This window comes from Hydrogenophaga luteola (genome assembly GCF_042648585.1).
Taxonomy (GTDB): domain Bacteria; phylum Pseudomonadota; class Gammaproteobacteria; order Burkholderiales; family Burkholderiaceae_C; genus Hydrogenophaga; species Hydrogenophaga luteola.
The window spans coordinates 725,755-738,835 of record NZ_JBHRXX010000005.1 but is presented as its reverse complement, the minus strand read 5'-3'; the positions used below and the strand labels follow the sequence as shown (position 1 = coordinate 738,835).

Below are 13,081 nucleotides of genomic sequence, written 5' to 3'. Positions count from 1 at the left end.
TGAACTGGCGGAACTTGCAAACGAGCAGAATGTCCTTATCTGATGCCTCACATGAATCCTGTGTCCGATCTGTTGTCCCGTATCTTCCGTGGTGCCCTCAAGCTGGTCCTGGTGCTGGCTGCGATGGTGTTCGTGCTGAGCTTCCTGCTGGCGGCCCTGGTGGCTGTGCTGGGGATGTCGGTGTGGTCGCTGATCACCGGGCGCAAGCCGGCCCCGGTGGTGATGTTCTCTCGCATGCGCGAGCAGTCGCGGCAGTACACGCAAGGCATGTGGCCGGGCCGGACCCCGCCGGGCGATGTGGTCGACGTGGACGCCACCGAGGTGGGCGAGCGCCCGGGCGCCGAGTCGCCACTGCAGCGCTTGCGCTGAGCTTCAGTCTTCCTGAGGGCCCTGGCGCCGGGCCAGCGCGGCCTGGTACAGCGCGTTGCGCGGCGCGCCGCTGATCTCCGCGCACAGCTTCACCGCGCTCTTGACGGGCAGTTCGGCCAGCAGCAGGTCGAGTGTGCGCAAGGTGTCGGCGCCAATGCCGTCGTCCGTTTCTGCCTTTGGCGCGGGGTGAACCAGCAGCACGAACTCCCCGCGCGTGCGGTGGGCGCCTGCCTGCAGCCAGTCGGGAAAATCCCGTGCCGCGACCTGCGCCACCTCCTCGAACTGCTTGGTCAGCTCACGGCCGATGGTGAGCGGCCGTGAGCCCAGCGCGGCCAGATCGCGCGCCAGGGCTTCGATGCGGTGCGGCGCCTCCAGCAGCACACAGGCGCGCGGATCGGCGCCGATGGTCTGCACCTCGCGCTGGCGCTCGGTGGCCTTGGGCGACAGGAAGCCGCTGAACACAAAGCACCCGTCGTGGCCACCGGTGCCGGCCACGCTCAGCAGTGCGGTGATGCTGCTGGCACCCGGCAGGGGCAGGGTGCGCAGTCCTGCAGCCGTGACCACGGCACAAAGGCGCGCGCCCGGATCGCTGACACCCGGCGTGCCGGCGTCGCTCACATAGGCCACCCGCTGCCCGTCCCGCAGGCGCTGCACCACGGCCTGCGCTGCCTCGGCCTCGTTGTGTTCGTGCAGCGCCAGCAGCGGCTTGTGCAGGCCGTAGCTCTGCAGCAGCGCGGCGGTGTGGCGCGTGTCCTCGCAGGCGATGCAGTCCACCAGGTCCAGCACGTACAGCGCGCGCAGGCCGATGTCGGCGAGGTTGCCGATCGGGGTGGCGACCATGTAGAGCGCGCCCTGCGGATAATGCTGCTGCCCCGCCATGTCACGGGCGGCGGCCAGCAGGGAAGGGGAGGGTGCGGACAATGTGGGATTCCCGGAAACAGGGGGCTTCGGTCACGACCAAGCAGCGCGGCGACGCGGCCGAGGACGCCGCCCTGCGGCATCTGCAGCGGCACGGGCTGCGGCTGGTGCAGCGCAATTTCCGCACGCCCGGCCGCGGCGGCGGCGAGATCGATCTGATTATGCGTGAGCCCGATGGCACGCTGGTCTTCGTCGAGGTGCGCCAGCGTGCCAGCGCCAGCCGCGGCGGAGCGGGGGCGAGTATCACCGGGGTCAAGCAGCGGCGCATCGTGTTCGCCGCACGGCACTTTCTGCTGCGGCTGGGGTCGGAACCGGCGTGCCGGTTCGATGTGGTCCTGATCCAGGGGGCGCGGGACGGCACGGATGCCCCGGACATCCAGTGGCTGCGCGCGGCCTTTGATGCGTCCGGTACCTTTTGATACCCGGCGCGCCGCTATCATCGCCCCATGCTCCTGCAACGCATCCAGCAACAGTTCATCGACAGCGCCGACCTCAAATACCAGTGTGCCCAGGCGCTCGCGCCCATGGTGGAGGCCGCCACGGCGGCGGTGCTGGCCAGTGTCACGGGTGGCGGCAAGGTGCTGTCGTGTGGCAATGGAGCTTCGGCGGCGGCGGCGCAGCTGTTTGCTGCCAGCTTCGTCGGTCGACACGAGCGCGAACGGCCCGAACTGGCGGCGTTCTCGCTTTCGGCCGATGCCTCGGTGCTGACCGCGCTGGCCACCGACTTCGACGTGCGCGCCGTGTTTTCGCGCCAGGTGCGAGCGCTTGGTCAGGCTGGCGACGTGCTGCTCGTGCTCTCGACCTCGGGCAACTCCCAGAACGTCATCGCGGCGGTCGAGGCTGCGCACGAGCGCGACATGACCGTGGTGGCGCTCACCGGTGCGCGCGGCGGGCGGCTGGCCCAGTTGCTGCGCGACACCGACGTCCACATCTGCGTGCCGCACGAGGTGCCGGCACGGATTCTCGAGGTGCATCACCTGGTGCTGCACTGCATCTGCGACGGCGTGGATGCCCAACTGCTGGGCCTGCCCGAAGCCCTGTCCAATGAAACGGAGAACCCCGCATGAAAACCCTTGTTTCCAATGGCCGTCTGACCTTGGCTGTCCTGAGCGTGGCTGCCGCCGCCGCGACCCTCTCGGCCTGTGCACCGCTGGCGGTGGGCGGGGCGGCACTGACCGGCGCCATGGTGGTCGGTGACCGCCGCAGCTCGGGCTCCCAGCTGGACGACCAGGGCATCGAACTGCGGGCCGCCAACCGTCTGCGCGACCAGATGGGGTCGCGCGCGCGCATCAGCGTCACCAGCTACAACCGCCGCGCGCTGCTGACCGGCGAGGTGGGCAGTGCCCGCGACAAGGAACTGGCCGAGTCCATCGTCAAGCAGGTTGACAACGTTGCCGTGGTCCACAACGAACTGGACGTGGCCAACAGCCCTACCTTCACCGAGAAGGCGGAGGACACGCTGCTGACCGGCAAAGTCAAGGCCGGTCTGATCGACACCAAGCAGATTTCGGCCAACGCCTTCAAGGTGGTCACCGAACGCGGCACCGTGTTCCTGATGGGGCGCGTGACCCAGCGCGAGGCCGACATCGCGACCCAGGTGGCGCGCACCACCAAGGGCGTGCAGCGCGTGGTTCGCCTGCTGGAGATCATCAGCGAGGAAGAGCTGGCGCGCATCGCGCCCAAGTCTTGAGGTTCGAATCAGAGGGCTGAGCGCGGGAGCCTCTTCCCGTACACGCCGTGGAACCGGCTATGCCGGGCCACAGGCGTGGTCCCCCCCGGGGAAGCCGCGCAGCGGCGCAGGGGGGACTTTTATTTCAAGCGTTTGATCAGGCTGGAGGTGTCCAGCCGGTTGCCGCCCATGGCCTGCACGTCGGCGTAGAACTGGTCCACCAGGGCGGTGACCGGCAGGCGGGCGCCGTTGCGCTTGGCCTCCTCCAGCACCAGCCCAAGGTCCTTGCGCATCCAGTCGACGGCAAAGCCGAAGTCGAACTTGTCGGCCACCATGGTCTTGCCGCGGTTGTCCAGCTGCCAGCTCTGGGCGGCGCCCTTGCCGATCACGTCCAGCACCTGGTTCATGTCCAGCCCGGCTTTCTGCCCGAACGCGATGGCCTCGGACAGGCCCTGCACCAGCCCGGCGATGCAGATCTGGTTGACCATCTTGGTCAGCTGACCGGCGCCACTCTCGCCCATCAGCGTGAAGGCACGCGAGAACGCCATCGCCACGGGTTTCACGGCGTCGAACGCTGCGGCATCACCGCCACACATCACCGTCAGCGCGCCATTCTGCGCGCCCGCCTGACCGCCTGACACGGGCGCATCGACAAAGGCCAGTCCGAGGTCCCGGGCCGCACCGTACAGCTCGCGCGCCACATCGGCCGACGCGGTGGTGTGGTCCACGAAGACGGCGCCCGGCGCCATGCCGGCGAACGCTCCGTCCTCTCCGAGCGCGACCGAACGAAGATCGTCGTCGTTGCCGACGCAGCAGAAGACGATGTCGGCACCTGCCGCGGCCTCACGTGGAGTGGGTTTTGCCACGCCGCCGAACTCCGCCACCCAGGCCTGCGCCTTGGCCGGCGAGCGGTTGTAGACCGTCACTCCATGGCCCGCCCGAGCGAGGTGACCCGCCATGGGAAAACCCATCACGCCCAGCCCAAGAAAAGCGACCTTTTTGGGCGCAGCGGACTCGTAGGTTTTTGCGGCAATGCTGCTCATGAGGATGCGATGGGGGAGTGAGGGGAAGTCAGATCATAGATGCGGTGGAACCGGCTTTGCCGGGCCACTCGCATCGCCCCCTTGAGGGGGTGACGCGCCGCAGGCGCGGCGCGGGGGTGTGGTCAAACAATCGTGAGGTGCTCGGTGCCCGCCGCCAGGTCCTGCGTCTTGGCGCGCTGGCTGTTGAGCTTGATCTGCAGCCGCAGGTCGTTGAGCGAGTCGGCGTTGCGCAGCGCATCCTCGTAGCTGATGAGGTTCGCCTCGAACGCATTGAACAGCGCTTGGTCGAAGGTCTGCATGCCGATGTTGGTGCTCTTCTTCATGATCTCCTTGATCTCGGCGACTTCGCCCTTGAAGATCAGGTCGGCGATCAGCGGGGAGTTGAGCATGATCTCCACAGCCGCGTGGCGCCCCTTGTTGTCCTGGCGCGGCACCAGCCGCTGCGAGATCATGGCGCGCAGGTTCAGCGACAAGTCCATCAGCAGCTGCGGGCGGCGCTCTTCCGGGAAGAAGTTGATGATCCGGTCCAGGGCCTGGTTGGCGCTGTTGGCGTGCAGGGTGGCCAGACACAGGTGACCGGTTTCGGAGAACTGGATGGCGTACTCCATGGTCTCGCGGTCGCGGATCTCGCCCATCAGGATCACATCCGGCGCCTGCCGCAGCGTGTTCTTCAGCGCCACCCCCCAGTCGTCGGTGTCCAGCCCGACCTCGCGCTGCGTGATCACGCAGTTCTTGTGGGCATGGATGAACTCGACCGGGTCCTCGATGGTGATGATGTGGCCGTGCGTGTTCTCGTTGCGCCAGTCGACCATGGCGGCCAGCGAGGTCGACTTGCCCGATCCGGTGGCGCCGACCACGATGCACAGGCCGCGCTTGGACAGCGTGATGTCCTTGAGCACCTGGGGCAGGTTCAGCGAGTCGATGGTGGGCAGCACCGCGGGAATCGTCCGCATCACCATGCCGACCTTGCCCTGCTGGACAAAGGCACTGACACGGAAGCGCCCGATGGCTGGCGGCGAGATCGCGAAGTTGCACTCCTTGGTGCGCTCGAACTCGGCGGCCTGCTTGTCGTTCATGATGGCGCGCGCCAGGGCCAGGGTGTGCACGCCGTTGAGCGGCTGGGGCGAGACCTTCACCACCTTGCCATCGACCTTGATGGCGGGCGGGAAGTCGGCCGTGATGAACAGGTCGCTGCCACCGCGGCTGAGCATCAGCTTGAGCAGGTCGTTGATGAATTTCGATGCCTGATCGCGTTCCATGTGATTTACCTTTGCAGCGGTCAGCCGGGGAAGTTCTCGGGGATTTTGGCCTTGCTGCGCGCCTCGGCCGGACTGATCACATTGCGCTTGACCAGCTCGGCCAGGTTCTGGTCGAGTGTCTGCATGCCGACGTTCTGGCCGGTCTGGATGGCCGAGTACATCTGGGCCACCTTGGCTTCGCGGATCAGGTTGCGGATGGCGCTGGTGCCGATCATGATTTCGTGCGCGGCCACCCGGCCGCTGCCGTCCTTGACCTTGCACAGGGTCTGCGAGATCACCGCAACCAAGGACTCTGACAGCATCGCGCGGACCATGTCCTTTTCTTCGGCCGGGAACACGTCGATGATCCGGTCGATGGTCTTGGCGGCGCTCGATGTGTGCAGCGTGCCGAACACCAGGTGGCCGGTTTCGGCGGCGGTCATGGCCAGGCGGATGGTTTCCAGGTCGCGCATTTCACCCACCAGGATCGCGTCCGGGTCTTCCCGCAGCGCCGAGCGCAGGGCGTTGGAGAAGGAGAGGGTGTGCGGTCCGACCTCTCGCTGGTTGATCAGGCACTTCTTCGACTCGTGCACGAACTCCACCGGGTCTTCCACCGTCAGGATGTGTCCGTACTCCGTTTCGTTGAGGTGGTTGACCATGCCGGCCAGCGTAGTCGACTTGCCCGATCCCGTCGGCCCCGTCACCAGCACCAGGCCCCGTGGGCGCAAGGCGAGGTCGGCGAAGATCTTGGGTGCATTGAGCTGCTCCAGCGTGAGGATCTTGCTCGGAATCGTCCGGAACACCGCACCCGCGCCGCGGTTGTGGTTGAAGGCGTTCACACGGAAGCGGGCCAGGCCTTCGATCTCGAACGAGAAGTCACACTCCATGAACTCCTCGTACTGCTTGCGCTGGCTGTCGTTCATGATGTCGTACACCATGCTGTGCACCATCTTGTGGTCCAGCGGCTCGACGTTGATGCGCCGGACATCGCCATGCACCCGTATCATGGGTGGCAGCCCGGCCGAAAGGTGAAGGTCGGAGGCTTTGTTCTTGACGCTGAAGGCGAGCAGTTGGGTGATATCCATCCCGTGGTCCCATGCAGTGTTGGTGTAACAGACTGATTATGACGACGATTGAAGGCAATCTCCAACAAGTGCGGGAGCGGCTCGCCAGGGCCTGCGAGGCGGCTGGTCGCGATGTGAACGCTGTCACATTGCTGGCGGTTTCCAAGACCTTCGAACCGGAACATGTGGCGGCCGCCGTAGCAGCGGGACAACGCGCCTTTGGTGAGAACTACATCCAGGAAGGGGTCGAGAAGGTGCTGGCCCTGCAGGCGCTGCTCCCGGGGCAGGCCCTGGAATGGCACTGCATCGGACCGGTCCAGAGCAACAAGACGCGGCTGGTGGCCACCCACTTCGACTGGGTGCATTCGGTGGACCGGCTCAAGATCGCGCAGCGCCTGTCCGAGCAGCGGCCCGAGGACCGCGCGCCCCTGCAGGTCTGCCTTCAGGTGAACGTCGATGGCGGGGCGAACAAGTCGGGTGTGGCGCCGGACGAACTGTCTGTTCTGGCCCACGCGGTGGCGGCCTTGCCCCGCCTGCGCCTGCGCGGGCTGATGGCCATCCCCGAGCCGAGCGAGGACCTGGCGGTTCAGCGTGCGGCGTTCCGGCGCGTGTGGGAGCTGCAGCAGTCTCTGATCGACCAGGGGCTCGAGCTCGATGTGCTGTCCATGGGCATGAGCGATGACCTGGAGGCCGCCGTGGCCGAAGGGGCCACGCTGGTGCGCGTGGGCCGGGCCATCTTCGGGCACCGGCCGCGCAAGGAACCGGTCACTGTTTCGGCGGCTGGATCGGCTTGATGTTGCCGCAGTCGGCCGAGAGCCACTTGCCCTGACCTTCCATGGTCATGGTCTCGGGCTTGCCGTTGCGCACGGTCTGCATGACCATCTTGGTGGCGAAGGCCTTGTCGCCGCTGAAGGTGTAGGTGCCTTCACCCGTGGTCGGCGGGTTCTTGCAGGCGAACTTCGACTTCAGGGTGTTGCCCGTGCGCGAGGTGATGGTCGAGGTGCAGTCGCCTTCGGTGTGGCTGGGCAGCTCGGACTTGGCGGCCATTTCGGGGGTGATGCAGACCTTGACGGTCACCGCGCCGCCGGCACCGACGCTCATGCCGTTCTGGCCCATCATGGCTTCCATCTGCTTGCGCTGCGCAGGCGGCATGGCGGCCAGCTGCTTCTGCATCTCGGCCATGGCCTTGTCCATTTCGGGGTTGCCGCCGACCTTGTTCTGGATGGCCCACAGGCCAGGGGCGGTGGTCTGGGCGAAGGCGCTGGCGGAACACAGCAGCAGGCAGGTCAGCAGACGGGACGAGGCGCGCATGAAGAACTCCGGTGGGTGAAAGAGCCCCCTATTGTGCGCTGCCGCTGCCTCACAGCGGCAGCCGGCTGCTGTGCTTCACCTCTTCCATCACCGCATAGGTGCGCGTCTCGCGCACGCCCGGCAGTTGCCACAGCACGCTGCCGGCGAAGTCGCGGAAGGCGGCCATGTCGGCCATGCGGGTCTTGATCAGGTAGTCGAAACCGCCGGCCACCATGTGGCATTCCAGGATCTCGTCGCGCACCTGCACCGCGGCCTTGAATTCGTTGAACACGTTGGGCGTGGTGCGGTCCAGCAGCACCTCGACGAAAACCAGCATGCCGCGCCCGAGCTTGAGCGGGTTCAGCCGCGCCTCGTAGCCCAGGATGTAGCCCTCGCGCTGCAGGCGCTGGGTGCGCGCCAGCACGGCGGTGGGCGAGAGCGCCACCGCCTCGGCGAGCTTCAGATTGGAGATGCGCCCGTCGGCCTGCAGGACGTTCAGGATGCGCAGGTCGATGCGGTCGAGGTCGGGGGTGGTGTTGCTCATGGCTAGTGAATTATCCGGTTGAGGGAGAAAAATCAGAGAGAAATTCGTCTTCTGATTCTTCAGACTTCGGACATTCACCAACTTGTCCCGTTTCAGGAGACCCGCCATGCCCCGCCGCACCGACCGCCTGCCCTTTCCGTATCGGCCCGAGGCCGAGACCGTCGCCCAGCGCCTGGCCGCCCTGCAGGGCGCGCTGGACTGGGCCGCCGCTGCCCAGGTGGCCACGCCCTGGGTGCGCGCGGTGCGCGAGAACCCGCCGCCCTTCTGGGCGATGGAGAGCCTGCTCAAGGAGTACCCGATTTCCAGCGCCGAAGGCCTGGCCCTGATGCGACTGGCCGAGGCCCTGCTGCGTGTGCCCGACGCCGAAACCGCGATTGCGCTGACGGCCGACCAGCTGGGTCGCGCGGACTTTGATGGCGCTGCGGACTCCACATTGGCCCGGTTGTCGTCGACGGCGATTGCCATGTCCAAGCACTTCCTGCCTGAGTCCGGCCACGAGCCGGGCCTGATTGCCAAGCTGGGCGCGCGCACCGTGGTGGCCGCCACGCTGCGCGCGGTGCAGCTGCTGGGGCGCCAGTTCGTGCTGGGTCAGACGATCGGCGAGGGCATGAAGGAGGCGACGGCGGCGCGCAGCAAGCAGCCGAATTTGCAGTTCAGCTACGACATGCTGGGCGAGGGCGCGCGCACCGCGGCCGACGCGCTGCGCTACCAGGCCAGCTACGAGAACGCCATCGCCGCCATCGCCCAGGGCGCTGACCCGACACGCCACCCGGCGAAGAACGACGGCATCTCGATCAAGCTCAGCGCCCTGCACCCGCGCTACGAAGACGCGCAGCACGAGCGCGTCATGAGCGAACTGGTGCCGCGCGTGTGGAGCCTGTGCCGCGCTGCAGCCGCGGCCAACCTCAACCTGACCATCGACGCCGAAGAGGTCGACCGGCTCGAACTCTCGCTGGATGTGTTCGAGGCCCTGGCCGCACTGGTGGCCGAGCATTGCCCGCGTTGGCAGGGTCTGGGTCTGGCCATGCAGGCCTACCAGACCCGTGCGGTCGAGCTGATCGCGCACATCGCCGCGTTGGCCCGCCAGTACCGCATCAAGTTCATGTGCCGCCTGGTCAAGGGCGCCTACTGGGACGCCGAGATCAAGCGCGCGCAGGAGCAGGGGCTGCCCGCCTACCCGGTGTTCACCCACAAGCACCACACCGACGTGAGCTACCTGGCCTGCGCCAAGGCATTGCTCGACGCGCCGGATGCGATCTTTCCGCAGTTCGCCACTCACAACGCGGGGACCATCGCCGCCATCCTGCAGATGGGCGCACGACAGGCCGTGCCGTTTGAATTGCAGCGCCTGCACGGCATGGGCGAGGGCATCTACCGCGAGGTGCTGAAGAACCCGCTGGTGAGCTGCCGCGTCTACGCCCCGGTGGGCGCGCACCGCGACCTGCTCGCTTACCTGGTGCGCCGCCTGCTGGAGAACGGCGCCAACTCGTCCTTCGTGCACCAGCTGGCCGACGAGTCGGTGGGCATGGACGAGCTGCTGATTTCGCCGCTGCGGCTGGAGCCACAGGCCTCGTTACCGTTGCCGCTGGACCTGTACGGCGCAGTGCGCGCCAACAGCCGTGGCCGCGACCTGACGGTGATCACCCAGCGCGACGAGTTGCTGGCGGCGCACGTGGCCTGTGTCGTTCCCGTGGTGAAGGAGGCGCGGGCCGGTGACGCCACCGCCGCCGTGGACCGCGCCGTCGCCGCATTCGGCGCCTGGAACCACACCCCGGTGGCGCAACGCGCCGCGGTGCTGCGCTTCGCCGCCGACGCGCTCGACGCCTCGCTGCCGCGCTTCTGCGCCCTGCTGGTGAAAGAGGCGCACAAGACCTGGGGCGACGCCGTGTCCGAGGTGCGCGAGGCGGTGGATTTCCTGCGTTACTACGCCAACGAGGCCGAGCGCGTACAGGCGCCGCAGACCCTGCCCGGCCCCACGGGCGAGAGCAACACGCTGCGGCTCGAAGGCCGTGGTGCCTGGGTCTGCATCAGCCCCTGGAACTTCCCGCTGGCCATCTTTATGGGCCAGGTCGCGGCCGCGCTGGCCACCGGCAACACGGTGCTGGCCAAGCCGGCCGAGCAGACCCCGGCGGTGGCGCTGGAAGCCGTGAAACTGCTGCACACCGCCGGCGTCCCGGCCGACGCGCTGCAGTTGTTGCACGGCCCTGGCGAGACCGTGGGCGCGGCGCTGGTGGCGGCGCCCGGCGTGGCCGGCGTGGTGTTCACCGGCTCCACCCAGGTGGCCAAGATCATCCAGCGCGCGCTGGCGACCAAGGACGGCCCCATCGTGCCGCTGATCGCCGAGACCGGTGGCATCAACGCCATGCTGGTGGACAGCACGGCCCTGCCCGAGCAGGTGGCCGACGCGGTGGTGCAGAGCGCCTTCCGCAGCGCAGGCCAGCGCTGCTCGGCGCTGCGCCTGCTGTGCGTGCACGAGACGATCGCCGACGGCGTGATCGAGATGATCCAGGGCGCGGCGAAGGAGCTGGTGGCGGGCGATCCGGCGCAGCTGTCGACCGACCTGGGCCCGGTGATCGACGCTGAAGCCTTCGACAACATCCAGCGCCACCTGACCCGCCTCCACTTCAGCGCCCGGGCGCTGCTGCCCGACACCGACGCGGTGCCAGCGCTGCCCAACCTGGTCGCGCCACAGATGTTTGAGGTCGGTTCGGTTGCCGAGGTGAGCGCCGAGATTTTCGGTCCGGTGCTGCAGGTGGTTCGCTGGTCGGGTGACCCGATGGGCGTGATCCGCCAGATCAACGCCCTGGGCTATGGCCTGACGCTGGGCATCCAGACCCGCATCGACAGCCGCGCCCAGGCGCTCGCGAAGGCGGCCCGCGTGGGCAACGTCTACGTCAACCGCAACATGATCGGCGCCGTGGTCGGCGTGCAGCCCTTCGGCGGAGAGGGCCTGAGCGGCACCGGGCCGAAGGCCGGCGGACCGAACTACCTGCTGCGCTTCTGTGCCGAGCAGACCCTGACCATCAACACCACGGCCGCCGGCGGCAACGTGGCGCTGTTCGCGGGCTGATTGCGATGTCGCGCGCTTGACCGGGCGTGCAACGCGTGGGCGGAACAATGCCGCCATGACACCCTTCTGTGCCCCGCTCCAGTCCCAGGTCGTCCAGCTGTGTGTATCCGCCGGAGACACCGTGCGGGCCGGTGACCTGCTCGTGATCGTCGAAGCCATGAAGATGGAACACGAACTGCGGGCCACGGTCGACGCCAGTGTGGTCGAAGTGTTGTGCGCCGAGGGTGATGCGGTGCACGAGGGTGACGCGCTGCTGGTCCTCGGACCGTCAGCGTCCCATCCGGCGGCGCAGGCCGAGACGCTGCCCGACCGGACCGAACGCGGCGCGGAGCGGGCCGACCTCTCGCGGCTGCGCGAGCGCGAGCGTTTTCTTGCCGACGCCGCACGTCCCGAGGCGGTGGCCAAACGCCACGCCCTGGGTCTGCGCACCGCGCGCGAGAACATCGCCGACCTGTGCGATGCCGGCTCGTTCATCGAATACGGCGCGCTGGCCGTGGCGGCGCAGCGCAGCCGCCGCAGCGCCGAGGATCTGATCGCCAACACGCCGGCCGACGGCATGGTGACTGGCATCGGATCGATCAATGGCGCCCTGTTCGGTGCGGACCGCTCGCGCACCGTGGTCATGGCCTACGACGCCACCGTACTCGCCGGCACACAGGGCATGCGCAACCACGCCAAGACCGACCGCCTGCTGGGCGTCGCGCTGGCGCAGAAGCTGCCCGTGGTGCTGTTCGCCGAAGGCGGTGGCGGCCGGCCCGGTGACACCGACATGCCCATCGTCGCGGGCCTGCACGTCGGCACCTTCGCCGCGTTTGCCAGACTGTCCGGCCAGGTGCCGGTGATCGGCATCGCGGCCAGCCGCTGCTTTGCCGGCAACGCGGCGCTGCTGGGTTGCAGCGATGTGGTCATCGCCACGCGAGGCAGCAACATCGGCATGGGTGGTCCGGCCATGGTCGAGGGCGGCGGGCTGGGCGTTTACCGGCCCGAAGAGATCGGTCCATCGTCCGTGCAGCATGCCAACGGCGTGATCGACATCCTGGTGGAGGACGAGGCGGCCGCTGTGGCGGCGGCGAAGCACTACCTGTCGTTCTTCCAGGGACGGCTGCCGGACTGGGAGGCGCCTCACGCCGAAGGGCTGCGCGACGTGGTGCCCGAGAACCGGGTGCGCGCCTACGACAGCCGGGCGGCGATGCAAGGCCTGGTCGACCTGGGCAGCCTGCTGCCGCTGCGCACCGGTTTTGGCGCCGGTGTCCACACGGCGCTGGGGCGCATCGAAGGCCGTCCGGTGGGCCTGATGGCCAACAATCCCTTGCACCAGGGCGGCGCGATCGATGCCGACGCGGCGGACAAGGCCGCCCGGTTCATGCAGCTGTGCGACGCGCACGGCCTCCCTCTGGTCAGCCTGGTGGACACCCCCGGCTTCATGGTCGGTCCGGCGACCGAAGCCACGGCCCAGGTGCGCCATGTCAGCCGCCTGTTCGTGCGCGCGGCACACCTGCGCGTGCCGGTGTTCGCGGTGGTGATGCGCAAGGGCTATGGCCTGGGGGCGATGGGCATGACCGCCGGCGGTTTTCACGTCCCGGTCTTCACGGTGGCTTGGCCGTCGGCAGAGTTCGGCGCCATGGGGCTGGAAGGCGCCGTTCGGCTGGGCTATCGCAAAGAGCTGGAGGCGGTGCCCGAGGGGCCGTCGCGTGAGGACCTGTTCCAGTCGCTGCTCGCGCAGATGGTGGCGCAGGGGGCGGCGACCGAGATGGCCAGCACACTGGAGATTGATGCGGTGATCGATCCGGCCCAGACACGGGCCTGGCTGGTCCGGGGGCTGGCCGGCTCAAAGGCGGCCGCACCGCCCGAACGAGGCGGCGTCGACACCTGGTAG

Annotated in this window: 12 protein-coding genes and 1 pseudogene; 7 read left to right on the top strand and 6 right to left on the bottom strand. The window is 68.0% G+C overall.

From position 1 onward, the window contains the following. Window positions 1-51 precede the first annotated feature (51 nt). Entirely contained in the window at window positions 52-369 is a 318-nt protein-coding gene (locus tag ACFOPI_RS13630) for a hypothetical protein (RefSeq protein WP_382174649.1), read from the top strand. Window positions 370-372: 3 nt separating this feature from the next. On the opposite strand, the gene rsmI is transcribed toward ACFOPI_RS13630, so the two are convergent. Beyond that, on the bottom strand, window positions 373-1,290 hold the full coding sequence (gene rsmI, locus ACFOPI_RS13625) for a 16S rRNA (cytidine(1402)-2'-O)-methyltransferase (protein ID WP_382174647.1): 918 nt from the start codon (window positions 1,288-1,290) through the stop codon (window positions 373-375). Between rsmI and ACFOPI_RS13620 the strand changes: the two genes are divergently transcribed. The 3 genes from ACFOPI_RS13620 to ACFOPI_RS13610 are packed head-to-tail and all read left to right on the top strand — an operon-like array spanning window position 1,290 to window position 2,977. Further along, entirely contained in the window at window positions 1,290-1,706 is a 417-nt protein-coding gene (locus ACFOPI_RS13620) for a YraN family protein (RefSeq protein ID WP_382174645.1), read from the top strand. The genes rsmI and ACFOPI_RS13620 overlap by 1 nt on opposite strands. 27 nt (window positions 1,707-1,733) lie before the next feature. Continuing rightward, a complete protein-coding gene (locus ACFOPI_RS13615; RefSeq protein ID WP_382174643.1) occupies window positions 1,734-2,354 on the top strand; it encodes an SIS domain-containing protein in 621 nt (206 codons plus the stop codon). Further along, window positions 2,351-2,977 (top strand): BON domain-containing protein, encoded by a 627-nt coding sequence (locus tag ACFOPI_RS13610; protein ID WP_382174641.1) that lies wholly within the window; start codon window positions 2,351-2,353, stop codon window positions 2,975-2,977. Before ACFOPI_RS13615 ends, ACFOPI_RS13610 begins: the two co-directional genes overlap by 4 nt. A 119-nt stretch (window positions 2,978-3,096) precedes the next feature. Here ACFOPI_RS13610 and ACFOPI_RS13605 read toward each other — a convergent pair whose 3' ends face one another. The 3 genes from ACFOPI_RS13605 to ACFOPI_RS13595 all read right to left on the bottom strand — a co-directional run bounded on the left by ACFOPI_RS13605 (window position 3,097) and on the right by ACFOPI_RS13595 (window position 6,322). Beyond that, entirely contained in the window at window positions 3,097-3,999 is a 903-nt protein-coding gene (locus ACFOPI_RS13605) for an NAD(P)-dependent oxidoreductase (protein WP_382174639.1), read from the bottom strand. 122 nt (window positions 4,000-4,121) lie between these two features. Then, a complete protein-coding gene (locus tag ACFOPI_RS13600) occupies window positions 4,122-5,258 on the bottom strand; it encodes a PilT/PilU family type 4a pilus ATPase (RefSeq protein ID WP_382174637.1) in 1,137 nt (378 codons plus the stop codon). A gap of 20 nt (window positions 5,259-5,278) precedes the next feature. Then, on the bottom strand, window positions 5,279-6,322 hold the full coding sequence (locus ACFOPI_RS13595) for a type IV pilus twitching motility protein PilT (RefSeq protein WP_382174635.1): 1,044 nt from the start codon (window positions 6,320-6,322) through the stop codon (window positions 5,279-5,281). A gap of 38 nt (window positions 6,323-6,360) precedes the next feature. On the opposite strand from ACFOPI_RS13595, the gene ACFOPI_RS13590 reads away from it, so the two are divergent. Then, window positions 6,361-7,095 (top strand): YggS family pyridoxal phosphate-dependent enzyme, encoded by a 735-nt coding sequence (locus tag ACFOPI_RS13590; RefSeq protein ID WP_382174633.1) that lies wholly within the window; start codon window positions 6,361-6,363, stop codon window positions 7,093-7,095. Here ACFOPI_RS13590 and ACFOPI_RS13585 read toward each other — a convergent pair. Next, on the bottom strand, window positions 7,067-7,612 hold the full coding sequence (locus tag ACFOPI_RS13585; protein ID WP_382174632.1) for a DUF3617 domain-containing protein: 546 nt from the start codon (window positions 7,610-7,612) through the stop codon (window positions 7,067-7,069). The two genes, ACFOPI_RS13590 and ACFOPI_RS13585, sit on opposite strands and share 29 nt — an antisense overlap. Window positions 7,613-7,661: 49 nt before the next feature. After that, window positions 7,662-8,135 carry an Lrp/AsnC ligand binding domain-containing protein gene (locus ACFOPI_RS13580; RefSeq protein WP_382174630.1) on the bottom strand — a complete coding sequence of 158 codons (474 nt, stop codon included), beginning with the start codon at window positions 8,133-8,135 and terminating at the stop codon, window positions 7,662-7,664. A 106-nt stretch (window positions 8,136-8,241) separates the two neighbouring features. Here ACFOPI_RS13580 and ACFOPI_RS13575 point away from each other — a divergent pair, with 106 nt between their 5' ends. Both ACFOPI_RS13575 and ACFOPI_RS13570 read left to right on the top strand, forming a co-directional pair. Then, a complete protein-coding gene (locus ACFOPI_RS13575) occupies window positions 8,242-11,205 on the top strand; it encodes an L-glutamate gamma-semialdehyde dehydrogenase (protein ID WP_382174628.1) in 2,964 nt (987 codons plus the stop codon). A 79-nt stretch (window positions 11,206-11,284) separates the two neighbouring features. After that, window positions 11,285-13,081, top strand: a pseudogene (locus ACFOPI_RS13570) (carboxyl transferase domain-containing protein); the annotation flags it as partial.